This window comes from Xenorhabdus littoralis, assembly GCF_033949345.1.
In the GTDB taxonomy this organism is placed as follows: Bacteria; Pseudomonadota; Gammaproteobacteria; order Enterobacterales; family Enterobacteriaceae; genus Xenorhabdus; species Xenorhabdus littoralis.
Window position 1 is genome coordinate 1 of sequence record NZ_VCDP01000078.1, and the last position, 15,968, is coordinate 15,968.

The following is a 15,968-nucleotide window of genomic DNA, read 5'->3' on the forward strand; positions in this document are numbered from 1 at the left end:
CAAGGTTTTTTATGCTCTCAAGGCAGCGTTTTCATTCATTGCACATTAGGATTGTCCCGCAGTGCAATGGTTGTAGCTGCATGGCTACTGAAAAAGCATCCTGAATATAATGTTACCACTGCCATCAATATTCTGCGTCAGGTCAGACCACAAGTGACTTTCAGACAAACACACATGGATATTCTCACACATTGGGAAAAGTCATATCGGCATCGGAAGACATAGTTAGATAAGATTATAATTAGAGAAAGTTATAGTTGGAAAAAGTTATAGTTAGCGGTAGCCATAAAAATCAAAACTTACCTGCGCTACCGCACATCAGAATTTTCTCTTCAACAACTTTTTCCATCGCTATTTTACCTTGTGTCATATAGTGACGAGGGTCATTGGCTGTAGGATATTGTGCAAAATAGGATTTTATCGCATCAGCAAAGGCAATTTTCAGGTCTGTCGCTACATTCAACTTACAAATACCAAGACCAATCGCCTTGCGCACCATTGCTTCCGATAAACCAGAAGCGCCATGCAGTACCAACGGAATATCGACCAACTGGCGGATAGCCGCCAGACGGTCAAAATCCAGATGAGGCTCACCCTGATAAAGTCCATGTGCCGAACCAATCGCAACGGCGAGTGAGTCAATGCCGGTACGCTCAACATAGATTTTTGCCGCCTGTGGATCTGTAAAGAAAGAGTCTTTGCTATCGACACTCAGATCATCTTCCTGTCCCCCAAGACGCCCAAGTTCAGCCTCAACACTGGCATCATAGCTATGACATAGCCGAACAACCTCTGTCACCGTCATGATGTTACTTTCGAAGGGTAAATGTGAGCCATCAATCATTACCGAACGAATCCCCGCTTTTACTTTCTGATGAATATCACTGAAAACTTCATGATGATCGAGATGTAATGCCACAGGCAATTGATTGAGATAAGCTGCTTGTTGGCAGATAGAAACAATATATTCCAACCCAGCATAACGGAATGTTCCGGGTGTCCCCGCCAGAATAACGGGTGAAGACATACGAGCCGCTGTCTCCACCACGACCTGTATGGTTTCCAGATTATGTACATTGAAAGCAGGAACGGCATAGCCTTCACGTTGAGCCTTTCTGAGCATTTCACGATTGGAAATCAGATACATTGCTGCCCCTTAAATCCCATCATCACAGGATTTATTTTGTTGTTTCTGCTGTTCATGCCACAAACTGGTTAATCCACGATGACCACATTCAAGTGCCAGATCACGAAACTCTGCCGCTGACAGTCCATTGTCACGTTCCAGCATCATTTCCGCCGCCAGCTGCATATTGATACCCGTAATGACTTCCCATGATGGATAAGTAAGCGCCAGTTGTGCCGCCTGACGAAAAGGTGATCCCCCCAGTAAATCAGTCAGAATGACCACTCCTGCACCACTGTCACAACATTGACACGCGTCACGCAGTGATTCGGACAGATATTCCATTGACATCCCTTCCGGAAAATCAATCGCAACACACTGTTTTTGTAGTCCGATAACCTGCTCCACAGCCTGTAATAAACCACTGGCAAACTTCCCGTGCCCCGTGATGACTACGCCCAACATGGCAACATTCAACATAATGGCTCCTTCTTATAGAAATCCGATAAATTTACCTGCGATCCCCAATACCACTGTGATGCCAATTAATTTCACGGGTGAAATTCCCCGTTTCATCAATCCATATACCAATAACGTGAAACACAATGGCAGTAGATTTGGCATCAATTTATCTAACACCCCCGCTTGCAACGCAATTTTGGCTTCACCTGCCTGTATCACTAACGGAGTCGACAGATGAACATAAGAAGCCACCAGCGCACCAATCACTGTCATGCCAACAATGGATGCTGCATGGGAAAAATTTTTTGTATGTTTCTTCAACATAGTGATGGCGTTTGTCCCTGCCTGATAACCATAGTGCGCCAATCCGAAACGAACAGTAAAATGCACGATATTGAACATCAGCAGAAAAATGATCGGCCCGAACAAACTTCCCTGCATCGCTAATGAAGCCCCGATCCCGGCGCAGATAGGCAGCCATGTCAGCCAGAACAGAGCATCACCTATTCCCCCCAAAGGCCCCATCAGCGCAATTTTCACGGCACGGATGGTCGAGATCTTTTCTTTTGCCCTCTCCATGGCCAATACCAGCCCTGACAGGAAAGTAATGTCAAATGGATGTACGTTGATAAATTCCATGTGCATCTTCATGGAATTCCGCAAATCCTCAGGATTTTTATGGATCTTGCGCAATCCCGGCAGTAAAGTATAAAGCCATCCCCCCGCTTGCATACGCTCGTAGTTGAAAGAAGCCTGCAATAACAGGGAACGCCATGCCATCTTATTGATATCTTGCTTGGTCAATTCAGATGCCAGTGTGTTATCCCTATATTCGTCCTGCTCTGTCTGACGGCTTGCGAGTGTCCGTTCCATGTTCCGTTCGGCTTTTTCCGCCATAGCGTTGTCAGAATTTTTATCAGATTGATTAGATACCATCATTCATCTCCTTTACGTGTGAATGGGCAGCGTGTGGATGGGCAGAATGGCCTTCAGAGCGATCGCGATTAAAGAAGTCGATCAGGGCTATCGCCAATGCACTCAGTGCAACGGCAATAATCGGCATATTGAGGAAAGTGACGGAGACAAATCCCAAAATGAAATAAGCCACATAGGTCTTTTTCATCATGATCTTCATCAGCAATGCGAAACCAATCGCCGGCATCATTCCTCCCGCAACAGAAAGGCCGTCAAGCAGCCATTTGGGGGCTTTCTGGACGATGGCACTCGCGGCATCTGCACCGAAGTAGATTGGCAGGAATGACACAATAAAATACAGGCAGAACAGGATAAGCAATCCCAGATAGTTAACCCGCTCAATGCCTTTCCAGTTCAACGCTTTGACCATATTGTCGCATTTGTGCATCATCGGGGAATAAAGCGTAAATAACAGTGTGATACAACCCTGTACTGCAATGGCAAATGGTACTGCAATGCCAATTGCAATCCTCGGATCGACATTTGTCAGAATAGCAAATGAAGTGCCCATCACGCCTCCCATCACGACATTTGGCGGTTGTGCTCCCGCCAATGGCACCATTCCCATCCACACCAGTTCTAACGCGCCACCAACCAGCAGCCCTGTTGTGACATCACCTAAAATCAAGCCGACCAACGGCCCCATGACCACCGGACGATGAATATGTGTCAATCCATTGAAGAGATCGATACCAGCAATTCCCGCCAGCAATCCAATTAATAGTGCATCAATAAGCATACATCCCTCCATTAGTTCAGCTAGTTCAGCTAGTTCAGCAAATGGCAGACCGGTTGCCCCGTTTCATCCGGTACGCGGCGTATTTCACACCTAATGCCGAGACCTTCTAATTCACGAAATGCCTTAATATCGTCTTCATCTACAGAAACGGTTTTATGGATCTGTTTTTTTCCTTCTGCAAAATGCATGTTACCCACGTTGACAAAGTTAATGGGTACTCCTCCCTTAACCAGCAGCAACACATCTTGCGGAGTTTTACAAACGATGAAAATTTTCTGATGTTCAGCCGCCTTGTGAATAACATCTATTGTTTTTTGCAGAGAGAAATAACGGGTTTGTACTCCATCCGAAACCACCATATCCATTAAGGATTGCTGGACAGGATCGATTGATGCCTCATCATTGGCAACGACGATTAAATTTGCATTCAGCGAATTAACCCAAGTTACGCCGACTTGTCCATGCACTAACCGATTATCAATCCGTGTCATCAATATATTTGGGGTAGACATACTTACTCCTGCGGCTCTTTTGAATGTGATGAAAAGGATATATGCGGACACCTTTAACAACCCGGTTAACTTCACCTGTCGGGCAAGGATTATCGGGCGTCAGTCCATGCGCCAGTGACGTCTCAAACGCCAGCAGTTGCAAAAACATCAGATAGGGGAAAATGAGCCAGATATCGTCTAAATCGGTATTTAATACAAGACCATCGGTATGGGATAAGCCGCTGAGGGCGATAATATCTCTGGCCTTCCCGTCGAGTTTTAATTCATTGAATAAATCAAGGTCATACTGACGGCAATAAGGCGATGATGACAGCATTGTAACGACCAGCGTTCCCCCCTCAATCATGACTTTCGGCCCGTGACGTATTCCCATTGAAGAGTCATGCCGTGTCATGACACGCCCAGCCGTCAGCTCCAGCATTTTGAGAGCCGCTTCCTCAGCAATGCCGTTAAAACAGCGGGAGCCGAGTACGACAAATCGGCTGAAACCCAGTGTTGATAGCGATTTCGCATATTGATGCCAGTTCATTTCATTCTGTTCACACAGAGCTGCTATCTGTCCGACGTACTTATCTGTTTCTGTCAGGGAAAGGCGGCCAAGCAGTAAAATTGTCGCCAGTGCCATGCAACTGAAACTGGATGTCATGGCAAAACTCCGGTCATGAGAGCCTTCCGGCATGATCAGAGAACAGACGTTAGATTTATCTTCCGCATATTGCGCCAATTCCCCGTCGGGATTGCAGGTCAGAAACAAATGGTGGCAATCCGGCAAAAGTTGATCTGCCAATGCCACAGAAGCCATACTTTCCGGGCTATTGCCAGAGCGGGCATAAGAAACCAGCAGGATCGGATGTTCTCCGGTAAGGTATTTTCCGGTGAAACAGGACAGCGGTGACGATACGATATCTGTCGAAGCATATGCCCCGACGTTAAGTCCACAGTACTCACGCAGCCACGGAGCTATCGTCCGGCCAACGAAAGCGGAAGAACCGGCACCACACAAAATAATGCGCAGGTTAGAATTTTCCAATAATGGCTGTAAAAATAATTGCCATTTTTTCACGTTAACCTGCAATTCCTGATGTAATTGACGCCATAGTGCAGGTTGATGATGAATTTCTTCTGCGGTGAAACGAGCCTGATGCTCATCCAACCATTTTTCACTATAGGTATACCGCGTTTTCGTTGTACCCAGAGTGTTCCCCATCTTCACAGCGGATATGACTTTCATATAGTTGCCTCAATGGGTCGCTTCAACTAATTGCCTTTCACAAGCATTTGCGTAACGCAGCAATACTGAACGAATTTTATCCATCACCCACGCTTTCGGCTCAGTTGAAAGCCGGCCTTGCTTCACCGCTTCCGCCTGCTCAGGCAAATACTGGCTGAGCATGGAAAGAGGTACAGGATTACGGTTCAGATTTTCGATCAGCGTTTCGACAACCTGCTCTACTCTGGGATCTGCCCAGTAATAGCGAATGCGATCACTCAAGCTGTATTGGCGGGCAATATATTGTTGATGTGGCGTACCTTGATAATAAGCGCTCCAATATTCTGGCTGTTCGAGCATTATCCGTTCCAGCACATCCATCAAATGAACGGCTGTCAATTCTCCATTCCATTCGCGATCCAATTTATCAAGCGCAAACAGCCCTTCACGCAAGGCAAAGGTCAACGCAGGGCCGACTTTCAAGATTGCGAAATGATCACGTATCAATTCACGATACGCCTGAGGCGTCTGATAATCTGTAGAATGAGCTTCGTATATCAAATAAGGCTGAGTTTCAATATAACGGCTGAGCTGTCTGGCTTTTTCTGGCTGGTACTTTTCCACCTGATGATGATCGAACTCCACTCCTGGCTGAACCACCAGTGCAATGACCCGCTCCCATACTTCAGCTAAACCGACAGATTTCCATGCCTGTTGGTGAATATTCAATGTGGTGGCCGCAGCATGAGAAGATGTGACCTGAACACCGCTCAATTTTTCTTTTGCTCCACCCGGCACAGGGACTTCTGTACCAATCACATAGACAGGACGCTCACCCCCGACTTGCTGCCAACAGAGTTCAGCCACCAGACACAACCGGGCGGCACGTTCCGCGACAACGGCGTCAGTCAATGGGGTCGGATCGTCGGCGCATGACATCGAGCAATCAAGATGAATTTTGCGAAAACCCGCAGCGACATAATCATGGATCAATCTTTCTGACAGTAACATCGCTTCTTCCGCAGGCCGATTCTGCCAAACATTTGGCCCCAGATGGTCACCTCCCAGCCAAATGAGTTGGCGGGATAAGCCAACATCATCAGCAATGCGCCAGACTCTTTCGCGAAAATCGTCCGGCTGCATGCCGGTATAACCCCCGAATTGGTTCACTTGATTGGATGTGGCTTCAATGAGCACCGGAGTCTGCCGCTCTTTCGCCAGGCGCATAGCACTTTCCAATACCCACGGATGTGCTGAACAAACGGAATAAATCCCAACCGGGTCGCCTGCTTTATGACGATGGATAAGCTGTAATAGATGCTGCATGATATCTCCAGATAATATGACTGAAAGCCGTTTTAAATCTGAAAGTGCTTTTCTGACAGAATTCCGTTATTTCTGGTGAAAAAAGGAATTTCAATCGGACATTATTCATCCACAACAATCACATCCACCCCCTGTTCTGTTAATGTCCTGCGATAGTGTTCAGGTATTCGTCGATCCGTAATTAAGCGATGAATCTGGTGAGATTCACGGATCAGGCAAAAACTCCTGCGGCCAAATTTACTGCCGTCTGTCACGGCAATAATCTGGTGGGCTGCATCACACATAATGCGGTTAAGATGCGCTTCACCTGCATGGGGCGTCGTAATTCCCGCCTCCAAATCGAAGCCATCCACACCAAGAAAAACCGTATTAAAACGATATTGGGAAAGTTGCTGCTCTGCCGTGCTGCCATAAAGGGAATAAGAATTTCGACGAATGACACCGCCAAGAACGATAACTTCAATGTCATCATATTCAGTTAGCTGATAGGCAATATTCAGTGCATTGGTCATCACAACCAATGAGCGGTATTGGGTAAGATGGGGGACAATTTCTGCTGTAGTTGATCCAGAATCAATAATCAGAGAGTCGCCATCCTGAATAAACTCCGCAGCTCTGGCGCCAATACGAATTTTAATCTCTTTCTCAAGCCGTCCTTTTAACCGTAATGGTCGATCAAATGCAAATCTGTTATTAATCTTTGCGCCACCATGAGCACGGCTCACACATCCTTCTTTTTCAAGATAACGTAAATCACTGCGAATAGTGACACTTGAAACACCAAAATATTTGCTCAATGCTTCCACTTTCACACTGCCTATGTCATATAACAGCTTGATGATAGACTCGCGTCTTTTGGTTGTTTCAATGCTCATATCACGTAGACTCCCGCAGTTCAGAACTGAATTAGGGTAATTAGAACAAAGCGAACGAATGCCGACTGTGATCACTGTTAAAATTTATTTTTCCGCCCGATATAGCCAAAAAACCTTTCAATTGGCATTAAACCGAAATATCGCTCTTTCATTAAAGAAACCATAACGTTCCCCATCTCCTTGTGATGAATGGAATCAAAAATTTCCCTTCCGAAAATATCGAAAGGAAAATGCAATAATTACCATTATTACTTATCGAAGTAGAAAGTGATGTAAATCACAAGTTAGCAAATTGTTATAAATATTTCCGATTCTAAATATAGTTTACTTTTTGACTCGTACATCATGAATGATGTCTTATTTATTTGATTTTTATTCCACAGACGTTAATCTATTAATTAACTTTTTGACATATAACACCTTTTTGGTCTGATAAAGTCGATATTCTGGCAGCTCTCTTTTCAGACCGTCACGCGACGTTTTATTTTGGTTTTTATTTCAATGAATACTCGTAAAATTAAGGGAATACGCCCGTTTAGTGCGTTTATGGATTCATGTTGGAAGGAATCTTACTCTTTTCCTCGTTTTATTAAGGATATGATTGCCGGGATCACTGTGGGGATCATTGCTATCCCGCTGGCAATGGCTCTGGCTATCGGTAGTGGCGTTGCCCCTCAGTATGGGCTGTATACGGCAGCTATTGCGGGTATTATTATCGCCCTCACCGGAGGATCACGTTATAGCGTTTCCGGCCCAACTGCCGCTTTTGTGGTGATCCTCTACCCTGTCTCACAGCAATTTGGCTTGAGTGGCCTGCTGATCGCGACGCTGATGTCCGGCATCATTTTGGTTGTCATGGGATTAGCGCGTTTAGGGCGGCTTATTGAATATATCCCCCTGTCTGTCACTCTTGGTTTTACTTCTGGTATTGCAATCACGATAGCCACCATGCAGGTACAAAATTTCTTTGGCCTGACGTTGGACCATGTACCGGAAAATTATATTGATAAGGTGATTGCGCTTTCTCAGGCGTTCCCCTCATTTCAGTTGAGCGATACGCTCATCGGCTTGACAACGTTGCTGGTATTAATTTTCTGGCCAAAACTGGGATTAAAGTTACCGGGTCACTTACCCGCTTTGATTGCGGGCACCAGCATTATGGGTATCATGCATCTGCTGGGTCATGATGTAGCAACGATCGGTTCATCATTCAGCTATATGCTGGAAGATGGTACGCAGGGTCAGGGGATTCCGCCAATTCTTCCCCAACTTATTTTGCCGTGGAATTTACCTGATACTGATTCTCTCGATATTAGCTGGAATACCGTGTCAGCCTTACTGCCCGCCGCATTTTCGATGGCCATGTTAGGGGCAATTGAATCACTGCTATGCGCCGTTATTCTGGACGGCATGACCGGAAAAAAACATCACTCCAACAGTGAATTGCTTGGTCAGGGAATGGGCAATATTGTCGCCCCCTTCTTTGGCGGGATCACTGCTACTGCGGCTATCGCCCGTTCAGCCGCCAATGTGCGTGCAGGCGCAACATCACCCATTGCTGCTGTCATTCACTCCCTGCTGGTATTATTGACGTTGCTGGTGCTTGCACCGATGCTCTCTTATCTCCCACTGGCAGCGATGTCAGCCATTTTGCTGATTGTGGCGTGGAATATGAGTGAAGCCCATAAAGTTGTGGATCTCATTCGTCGTGCTCCCAAAGACGATATTATCGTCATGCTGCTGTGCCTGTCATTGACCGTTCTGTTTGATATGGTGATAGCTATCACCATTGGCATTGTTTTGGCATCGCTCCTGTTTATGCGCAAAATTGCCAACATGACTCGGATTACTACCTCTTCTTTAACGAACGATGATAAAAGTCTGCTGGTTGTACGAATTAATGGCCCGCTGTTCTTTGCTGCCGCCGAGCGTATTTTTGCTGAGTTAAAAGAGAAAAGTAGCGATTATCACACCATCATCATGCAATGGGATGCCGTACCCGTTCTGGATGCAGGTGGGCTGCACGCCTTTCAGGGTTTTATCCGAGAGATGGGAAAAGAGAAGCATATCGTCGTGTGTGATATTCCCTTCCAGCCCTTAAAAACGCTGGCGAGAGCCAAAGTCGTGCCGATTGAAGGGCAATTGAGTTTTTATGCTACTTTATCCAAAGTGCAGAAAGAAATGGGAATAGATTAATCTAATAGCCTGCCTCAGGATGAGATTTTTAACTTTTAACTTTTAACTTTTAACTTTTAACTTTTAATTTTTAATAACTAATCCCCAATTTCTTTAAGCGTGAGATCAAGGTTGTTGGGTTTATTCCCAACAACCTTGCTGCGCCGCCATCACCAAAAATTCTCCCTTTGCATTGTTTAACGGCAAGGGAAAGGTTTTTAATTTCTAACTCCCTGAATTGTTTTACAGTCAGCACGTCTTCGGTTTGTTGATGTTCGTTGTGAATATTCTGACGCGGCGTTTTCGGTTGCTGTTGATCTTGTTCCAATAAATATTTAAAAGAAACCGCGCTTTGTCTTGCCGTAATCAGTGCCCGTTCGATGACATTTTGCAGCTCACGGATATTACCGGGCCAGTCATACTGCTGAAGTTCCAAAATATGCTTTTGTGAAAATGGCAGATACTTAATTTTACGATTGTCACAAATCAGCTTGGTAAAATGTGTCACCAAAAGCGGAATATCTTCCTTGCGGTCACGTAAGGCCGGAGAATGAATCGGGAATACATTTAAACGAAAATACAGATCTTCACGAAAACGTTTGTATTTCACTTCTTCTTTTAAATTGCGGTTGGTGGCGGCAATAATCCGCACATCCACATGCCGCGTTTTTTCTTCGCCGACCCGCTCAAAGGTGCCTTCCTGCAATACACGCAGTAGCTTACTTTGTAACTCTGGTTGAATGTCGCCAATTTCATCTAAAAATAGCGTGCCTTGGTCTGCCAATTCAAAACGCCCGATACGGTCACGTACAGCCCCAGTAAATGCACCTTTGACATGCCCGAAAAATTCACTTTCAAACAGTTCCGAAGGAATGGCGGCACAGTTGACCCGAATAAGTGGTTGCTGTTTACGGTGACTGGATTGGTGAATGGCACGGGCAATCAGTTCTTTGCCTGTACCGGACTCGCCATAAATCATCACGTTGGCATCCGTTGAGGCGACTACCTTGATTTTTTCGATAATCTGTAAAATAGAGGCACTATTGCCGACAATTTCATGGTATTTATTTTCTTGTAAAATTTCTTCTTGCAGATATTCGTTTTGCTGTTCCAGTCGGCTTTTTAAATCTTGCAGTTCTTCAAGGGCATGGGTCAGTTGTTTTTCGGTGTTCAGCCGATCGGTAATATCGCGGAATACCACCACTGCACCAATAATTTCACTGTCACGGATCACCGGGGTACTGGTAAATTCCACTGGAAAGTAACTGCCGTCACGCCGCCAAAAAATTTCCTGAATACCTTCATACACAATACCGTCATGTACCGCCGCGTAAATCGGGCACTCCTCGACAGGATAATGATCGCCATTTTCATGGGTATGATGATGAATTTTATGAATATTATTACTCAGCACATCTTCAGGTTGCAGCCCCAGCATTTTAGCTCCGGCGGGATTAATAAAGGTGCACAAACCTTGCTTGTTGATACTGTAAATACCGTCACCGACTGAACTCAGTAATAAATGCTTGCCTGTATCAGAGTCGATAAACAGTTCTTGCAAGGCTTGCCATTCTTTAAAATCTGTACGGATGGCTTTATCGGCATTTTTCTTAAGTTGACGCAGTTCTAACTCTTTGACATCCACCAGCGACCATATCAGCAATGTTTTGTTTTTATAAGGCAATGAAATGGACGTGATATCTAACTGGATTTTTTCACCATTTTTATCAAAGGAACACAGCTCATTGTTCCAGGCCCAATCTTTTTCCAAAGCTTCTTCGGTAAACGCCAGCAGGTGGGGTAGTTGGCTGAAATGACCAAAAATAGAAGTTACTGTTTTTTGAATAATTTCATGACGTTCATATCGCAATAATCGAGTGGCACTGATATTCACATCAATAAACTGGTTTTGATGTGGGTCTAGCACAATTAATGCCTGTGATGTGTGTTCAAACACTAACGGACGAATCGAGTTTTCAGAAGTTACCCAATCCGAAATAAAATCAGTCGTATCCATGTTATTCAGTCATATTCATATTATGAAGTTTCATAATTGAAACTATGAAAACTCATAATACTACGAAAAATCATAGCCTTCCAGCAGTTCCACTTATATCCATAAAAATATTTTATATAAATTTAAGTTATATATTTCAATGAGATAAACACAACTTCCCTGCCCCGCAATATAACTTGGCATAGCTTTCGCAATAACCTTTTGCAATAAGACCGAAAGACGACATATCGATTCATTCCGAAATAACATTGAACTAGGAGCTGTTATGCCAAAAGTTGATATCGAACAATATAAAGATGGCGATTTTCTTGTTGATTATGAAGAAAAAGTGTTTGAGGACGTTAAAGCACAGCCGGGTGAAAAGGCATTGTTGACTTTCCATACCGTTGCATTTGAAGGGTCAATTGGCCTGATCAATGTGTTACAGGCAAAGCGTTTATTGCGTAAGGGTTTTGAAACCAAAATCTTGCTTTACGGCCCGGGTGTGCAACTGGGTGTACAACGTGGCTTTCCAACGTTAGGAGCTGAAGCTTTTCCCGGTCATTTGGCCGTCAATAACCAATTGAAAGCCTTTATGGAAGAAGGCGGCGAAGTGTATGCCTGTCGTTTTGCGTTGCAAGCAATGTATGGTCAAACCGAAAAAGCACTTATTCCGGGAATTCGCCCCATTAATCCATTGGATGTGATGGATTTAAAACTGCTGATGCGTCGTGAAAATGCCTTAATCATTGATACTTGGACTGTTTAAGTAAGCGCAAACTATAAGGGGAATAAGACATGAACCGAATCATCAAAGCTGCCGCCGTGCAATGCAGTCCGGTGCTTTATAGCCAAGCCGCAACGGTAAAAAAAATCTGTGACATTATTTCAGAGCTTGGAAAACAAGGTGTGCAATTTGCCGTTTTTCCTGAAACCGTCGTGCCTTATTACCCTTATTTTTCCTTTGTACAACCACCATTTGCCATGGGAAAAGAGCATTTAAAATTGTTGAATGAATCGGTGGTTGTACCTTCCGCAGCAACTCTGGCGATTGGTCAAGCCTGCCTTGAAGCCGACATGGTGGTATCGATTGGTATTAATGAACGTGCCGGCGGTACGATTTATAACGCACAACTGTTATTTGATGCCGATGGTTCAATCATTCAGCATCGCCGCAAAATTACGCCAACTTACCATGAGCGGATGGTTTGGGGTCAAGGTGATGGCAGTGGTCTGCGCGCCATTGACTCTGCGGTGGGGCGTATTGGTTCGCTGGCATGTTGGGAACATTACAACCCGTTGGCACGTTTTGCCCTGATGGCAGATGGTGAGCAAATTCATGCTTCCATGTTTCCGGGTTCGTTGGTAGGACAAATTTTTGCCGATCAAATCAGTGCAACCATTCAACACCATGCTTTAGAGTCCGGCTGTTTTGTGGTCAATGCCACCGCATGGCTGCATCCCGAACAGCAGCAACAAATTATGCAGGATACTGGCTGTAACATCGGGCCAATTTCAGGCGGATGTTTTACCGCCATTGTTTCTCCCGAAGGCAAGTTCTTAGCTGAACCGCTCACGCAAGATGAAGGTTACTGCATTGCCGATCTGGATCTTAGTCTGATTGATAAACGCAAACGCATGATGGATTCAGTGGGACATTACAGCCGCCCTGAATTGTTCAGCTTATTGATTGATCGCCGTCCGACAAAGGTATTACACGAACTGAAAGTTGAAACATCAGATCAAAATCATCTCGAAAAATCCTCAAAATTTAATGAAGCACAGGTCTGAACCATATTGATTAAACCCAAATAATAGGGGGTAAAGATGTCTGCAACGCAATTACTGACCGATTTGCAATGTAATGGTCTGAAATGGGAAGGCGAGTTTGGTTTATCCCGTAAAGGCGGCGCAGGGCCAAGCGATCATAAGGCACTGAGCCTTGACGGGAAGACCATGATGATCCCTGTGCTGAACCTTGCAGCACAAGATTCTCCCTATACCGCAAAGCCTGAGCTGAACTCTGACAAGGTGATTGTCTTTAAAAACCGGATTCCGGTGGCAATCTTAACTGCACCGGCAAGGCCACGATTTTATGATTTAAAAACTGCCGAAGGTATCGCCTATGAGCAAATTGCAACCTTACATAGTCATGATGTGTTGGCGACAACCGTGTTACAGCATTGCATTCGGATGAATGACAAGGCAACGGCGTGCCAATTTTGCTCGATTGATCAGTCTTTAAACGACGGTCGAACCTTGATCCGTAAACGTCCGGAACAATTGGCGGAGGTAGCGAAAGCAGCCGTTGAGCTGGATGGTATCAAGCAAATGGTAATCACCACCGGTACGCCAAATACGGGAGATCGTGGGGCAAAAATCTTATATGACTCGGTTAAAGCGATTAAGGCACAAGTAGATTTACCAATACAGGTACAGTGCGAACCTCCCGATGATTTTGCATGGTTTCAACGTTTAAAAGATGCAGGTGCTGTGTCGATTGGAATGCACCTTGAGGCGGTGAGCGAGCGTATACGACAGAAAATTATGCCCGGCAAGGCCGAAGTATCACTGGAAAAGTATTTTTCAGCCTTTGAGGCAGCCGTTGCAGTGTTCGGTCGAGGACAGGTCAGTACTTACATTTTGGCCGGATTGGGCGATACCGAACCGGAAATCGTGGCAATGACCGCCAGACTGACTGAAATTGGGGTATATCCATTTGTGGTGCCGTTTGTGCCAATTCAAGGTACACCATTAGAGCATCATCCTAAACCTGATCATGCTTTTATGCAGTCGCTTTATCCGAAAATCGGACTGCAACTCAGACAACATGGCTTGAATTCGGAAAATACTCAGGCAGGCTGTGCCAAATGTGGCGCTTGTTCTTCGCTGAAAGCCTATGAGTAAGGAGAATGTGATATGAGGCTTTCTCGTTATTCCTGGCTGCTTGGGCTAAATGAAGAGCTGAAACAATTTATCAGCGATGACATTACCATCAAAATAGTGTCGGAAGATTGGGAGCGTCGCCAATATTATCGTTTACGTGAAGTGACCTTTCGCGATGAACAGAAAATCTTGAAAGAAGATCGTGACGAGTACGATGTTAAAGCATTAGGCATTGTTGCCATTGGGAAAATGTCGGGTGAGCATGATCGTGTGATTGGTGCAGTGCGGATTTTCCCTGATGGCGAACAGACGTGGTATGGCGGACGTTTATGCGTAGAGCCTTTATATCGACGCCACCATACCATTGGTAAAGCGTTAATCAATACCGCAGTATCGACCGCCAAAAACTTGGGATGCCGTACTTTTTTAGCCACCGTGCAAAGCCAGAATGAGCACTATTTCCAAAGGTTGTGTTGGGATAGTTTGCGTCAGTTAACCGTTGCCAACATTCCACATGTGTTGATGCAGGCACAGATTGAAAACTATCCGTTACAGTACATCCCGATGCAAACCTATATGCAGAAGGAGACGCGATGATGGAACTCAATCAATTACTCGATATGTTGAAACAGACATCCGCCATGCAGTCCAAGCAGGCGATTGCATCCAGTGTTTCAGTCAATACAGTTTCGGCTAATACAGTTTCGGCCAATACCGCTTGCCATGTAGATTCATTGGATAGCTTATATGCTTATCCCGGGGATGATACGGCTGCACTGTCGCTAAATGGCCAATATGTGTTGCACGCCTGTGAAGGTATGTTGCCAAGTTTTGTGGCCAATCATCCTTATTTTGCCGGATGGTCGGCAGTCATGGCGAATATTAGTGATATTGCAGCAATGGGCGGTCGGGCGTTGTCAGTGGTGAACAGTTTTTGGCATACCAGCAGCGAACAGACCCAGTTGTTAATGCAAGGTATGCAGGATGCTTGTCGTGCTTATGGTGTGCCATTGGTCGGTGGACATACCAATCTTGATGCGGTTTATCAGCCCGCTTTATCTGTTGCGATTCAAGGCACGGCACAAAAACTGCTCTCGGTGCTGCATGTCAAACCACAACAAAAAATCCTGATTGCTTTAAATCTGCAAGGGCAATTCCATCCCAATACCCCTTATTGGAAATGCTTTGAGCATGTATCTGACTGCGTTTTACAGTCACAAATTGCCTTATTGCCGCAATTGGCAGAGGCAAATCTGGTCCATGCCGCCCGTGATATCAGCAATGCCGGCATTTTAGGCAGTTTGTTGATGTTGCTCGAAGCTACGGCTTCGGGGGCGCATATCAACTTAGATGCCATTCCTAAACCTGATGATGTGGGCTGGTTTAAATGGCTGCAAATTTTTCCCAGTTTTGGTTTTTTACTGACTGCCAATGCCGATAAATGTGAAGAAATTATCAGGTTGTTTCACCGTCAGGACATTGCCTGCACAGTGATAGGTGAAACCAATGTCAGTGGTGTGGTTACAGTGCAGCAACAACAGCAACACAGCATATTTTGGGATTTTAACAACCAAGTATTTACCGGTTTTTGTTATGCCGATGTCTTGAAAAAATTAGTTTAAAAACAGGATTAATTAAAAAAGTATAGGTTCAACCCGTTATAGATTGAGCCTGAGAGCCAGTAGG

Annotated in this window: 16 protein-coding genes; 7 read left to right on the forward strand and 9 right to left on the reverse strand. The window is 45.0% G+C overall.

Going from position 1 to position 15,968, the window contains the following annotated elements; translation table 11 throughout:
• The coding region (locus tag FE394_RS16460; RefSeq protein WP_319927438.1) for a dual specificity protein phosphatase family protein at positions 1 to 225 on the forward strand (225 nt) is incomplete at its 5' end.
• 67 nt (positions 226 to 292) lie between these two features.
• Here the strand turns inward: FE394_RS16460 and FE394_RS16465 are convergent.
• The 8 genes from FE394_RS16465 to agaR form a co-directional block, all read right to left on the reverse strand.
• Positions 293 to 1,147 carry a tagatose bisphosphate family class II aldolase gene (locus tag FE394_RS16465; RefSeq protein WP_319927439.1) on the reverse strand — a complete coding sequence of 285 codons (855 nt, stop codon included), beginning with the start codon at positions 1,145 to 1,147 and terminating at the stop codon, positions 293 to 295.
• Positions 1,148 to 1,156: 9 nt separating this feature from the next.
• A complete protein-coding gene (gene agaF / locus FE394_RS16470) occupies positions 1,157 to 1,591 on the reverse strand; it encodes a PTS galactosamine/N-acetylgalactosamine transporter subunit IIA (RefSeq protein ID WP_319927466.1) in 435 nt (144 codons plus the stop codon).
• A gap of 27 nt (positions 1,592 to 1,618) precedes the next feature.
• Complete coding sequence (locus tag FE394_RS16475) at positions 1,619 to 2,524, reverse strand: PTS system mannose/fructose/sorbose family transporter subunit IID (RefSeq protein ID WP_319927467.1); 906 nt, start codon at positions 2,522 to 2,524, stop codon at positions 1,619 to 1,621.
• Positions 2,514 to 3,302, reverse strand: a complete 789-nt coding sequence (agaW, locus tag FE394_RS16480) for a PTS N-acetylgalactosamine transporter subunit IIC (protein WP_319927440.1) — start codon at positions 3,300 to 3,302, stop codon at positions 2,514 to 2,516. The genes FE394_RS16475 and agaW overlap by 11 nt, the downstream gene beginning before the upstream one ends.
• Positions 3,303 to 3,331: 29 nt before the next feature.
• Complete coding sequence (agaV, locus tag FE394_RS16485) at positions 3,332 to 3,814, reverse strand: PTS N-acetylgalactosamine transporter subunit IIB (RefSeq protein ID WP_319927441.1); 483 nt, start codon at positions 3,812 to 3,814, stop codon at positions 3,332 to 3,334.
• On the reverse strand, positions 3,780 to 5,021 hold the full coding sequence (locus tag FE394_RS16490; RefSeq protein ID WP_419836355.1) for an SIS domain-containing protein: 1,242 nt from the start codon (positions 5,019 to 5,021) through the stop codon (positions 3,780 to 3,782). The genes agaV and FE394_RS16490 overlap by 35 nt, the downstream gene beginning before the upstream one ends.
• Before the next feature lie 33 nt (positions 5,022 to 5,054).
• Positions 5,055 to 6,350: a D-tagatose-bisphosphate aldolase, class II, non-catalytic subunit gene (locus tag FE394_RS16495; RefSeq protein WP_319927443.1), complete on the reverse strand. Its 1,296-nt coding sequence runs from the start codon at positions 6,348 to 6,350 to the stop codon at positions 5,055 to 5,057.
• 101 nt (positions 6,351 to 6,451) lie between these two features.
• A complete protein-coding gene (gene agaR / locus FE394_RS16500; protein WP_319927444.1) occupies positions 6,452 to 7,225 on the reverse strand; it encodes a transcriptional repressor AgaR in 774 nt (257 codons plus the stop codon).
• Positions 7,226 to 7,726: 501 nt separating this feature from the next.
• Between agaR and dauA the strand changes: the two genes are divergently transcribed.
• A complete protein-coding gene (gene dauA / locus FE394_RS16505) occupies positions 7,727 to 9,421 on the forward strand; it encodes a C4-dicarboxylic acid transporter DauA (RefSeq protein ID WP_319927445.1) in 1,695 nt (564 codons plus the stop codon).
• A gap of 70 nt (positions 9,422 to 9,491) precedes the next feature.
• Here dauA and FE394_RS16510 read toward each other — a convergent pair whose 3' ends face one another.
• Positions 9,492 to 11,417, reverse strand: a complete 1,926-nt coding sequence (locus FE394_RS16510; RefSeq protein WP_319927446.1) for a sigma 54-interacting transcriptional regulator — start codon at positions 11,415 to 11,417, stop codon at positions 9,492 to 9,494.
• A 265-nt stretch (positions 11,418 to 11,682) separates the two neighbouring features.
• Between FE394_RS16510 and FE394_RS16515 the strand changes: the two genes are divergently transcribed.
• The 5 genes from FE394_RS16515 to FE394_RS16535 are packed head-to-tail and all read left to right on the forward strand — an operon-like array spanning position 11,683 to position 15,904.
• Entirely contained in the window at positions 11,683 to 12,165 is a 483-nt protein-coding gene (locus FE394_RS16515) for an MSMEG_0572/Sll0783 family nitrogen starvation response protein (RefSeq protein ID WP_010845689.1), read from the forward strand.
• A gap of 29 nt (positions 12,166 to 12,194) precedes the next feature.
• Positions 12,195 to 13,187, forward strand: a complete 993-nt coding sequence (locus FE394_RS16520) for a Nit6803 family nitrilase (protein ID WP_319927447.1) — start codon at positions 12,195 to 12,197, stop codon at positions 13,185 to 13,187.
• 36 nt (positions 13,188 to 13,223) lie between these two features.
• Positions 13,224 to 14,303, forward strand: coding sequence for an MSMEG_0568 family radical SAM protein (locus FE394_RS16525; RefSeq protein WP_319927448.1), 1,080 nt, complete (start codon positions 13,224 to 13,226; stop codon positions 14,301 to 14,303).
• A 12-nt stretch (positions 14,304 to 14,315) separates the two neighbouring features.
• On the forward strand, positions 14,316 to 14,879 hold the full coding sequence (locus FE394_RS16530) for an MSMEG_0567/Sll0786 family nitrogen starvation N-acetyltransferase (RefSeq protein WP_319927449.1): 564 nt from the start codon (positions 14,316 to 14,318) through the stop codon (positions 14,877 to 14,879).
• Entirely contained in the window at positions 14,876 to 15,904 is a 1,029-nt protein-coding gene (locus FE394_RS16535; protein ID WP_319927450.1) for a sll0787 family AIR synthase-like protein, read from the forward strand. Before FE394_RS16530 ends, FE394_RS16535 begins: the two co-directional genes overlap by 4 nt.
• Positions 15,905 to 15,968: the final 64 nt, after the last annotated feature.

Excerpts from the sequence above, each read along its gene's own strand:
- FE394_RS16465 (WP_319927439.1), bottom strand. The coding sequence starts at position 1,147 with ATGTATCTGATTTCCAATCGTGAAATGCTCAGAAAGGCTCAACGTGAA.
- agaF (WP_319927466.1), bottom strand. The coding sequence starts at position 1,591 with ATGTTGGGCGTAGTCATCACGGGGCACGGGAAGTTTGCCAGTGGTTTA.
- FE394_RS16475 (WP_319927467.1), bottom strand. The coding sequence starts at position 2,524 with ATGGTATCTAATCAATCTGATAAAAATTCTGACAACGCTATGGCGGAA.
- agaW (WP_319927440.1), bottom strand. The coding sequence starts at position 3,302 with ATGCTTATTGATGCACTATTAATTGGATTGCTGGCGGGAATTGCTGGT.
- agaV (WP_319927441.1), bottom strand. The coding sequence starts at position 3,814 with ATGTCTACCCCAAATATATTGATGACACGGATTGATAATCGGTTAGTG.
- FE394_RS16490 (WP_419836355.1), bottom strand. The coding sequence starts at position 5,021 with ATGGGGAACACTCTGGGTACAACGAAAACGCGGTATACCTATAGTGAA.
- FE394_RS16495 (WP_319927443.1), bottom strand. The coding sequence starts at position 6,350 with ATGCAGCATCTATTACAGCTTATCCATCGTCATAAAGCAGGCGACCCG.
- agaR (WP_319927444.1), bottom strand. The coding sequence starts at position 7,225 with ATGAGCATTGAAACAACCAAAAGACGCGAGTCTATCATCAAGCTGTTA.
- dauA (WP_319927445.1), top strand. The coding sequence starts at position 7,727 with ATGAATACTCGTAAAATTAAGGGAATACGCCCGTTTAGTGCGTTTATG.
- FE394_RS16510 (WP_319927446.1), bottom strand. The coding sequence starts at position 11,417 with ATGGATACGACTGATTTTATTTCGGATTGGGTAACTTCTGAAAACTCG.
- FE394_RS16515 (WP_010845689.1), top strand. The coding sequence starts at position 11,683 with ATGCCAAAAGTTGATATCGAACAATATAAAGATGGCGATTTTCTTGTT.
- FE394_RS16520 (WP_319927447.1), top strand. The coding sequence starts at position 12,195 with ATGAACCGAATCATCAAAGCTGCCGCCGTGCAATGCAGTCCGGTGCTT.
- FE394_RS16525 (WP_319927448.1), top strand. The coding sequence starts at position 13,224 with ATGTCTGCAACGCAATTACTGACCGATTTGCAATGTAATGGTCTGAAA.
- FE394_RS16530 (WP_319927449.1), top strand. The coding sequence starts at position 14,316 with ATGAGGCTTTCTCGTTATTCCTGGCTGCTTGGGCTAAATGAAGAGCTG.
- FE394_RS16535 (WP_319927450.1), top strand. The coding sequence starts at position 14,876 with ATGATGGAACTCAATCAATTACTCGATATGTTGAAACAGACATCCGCC.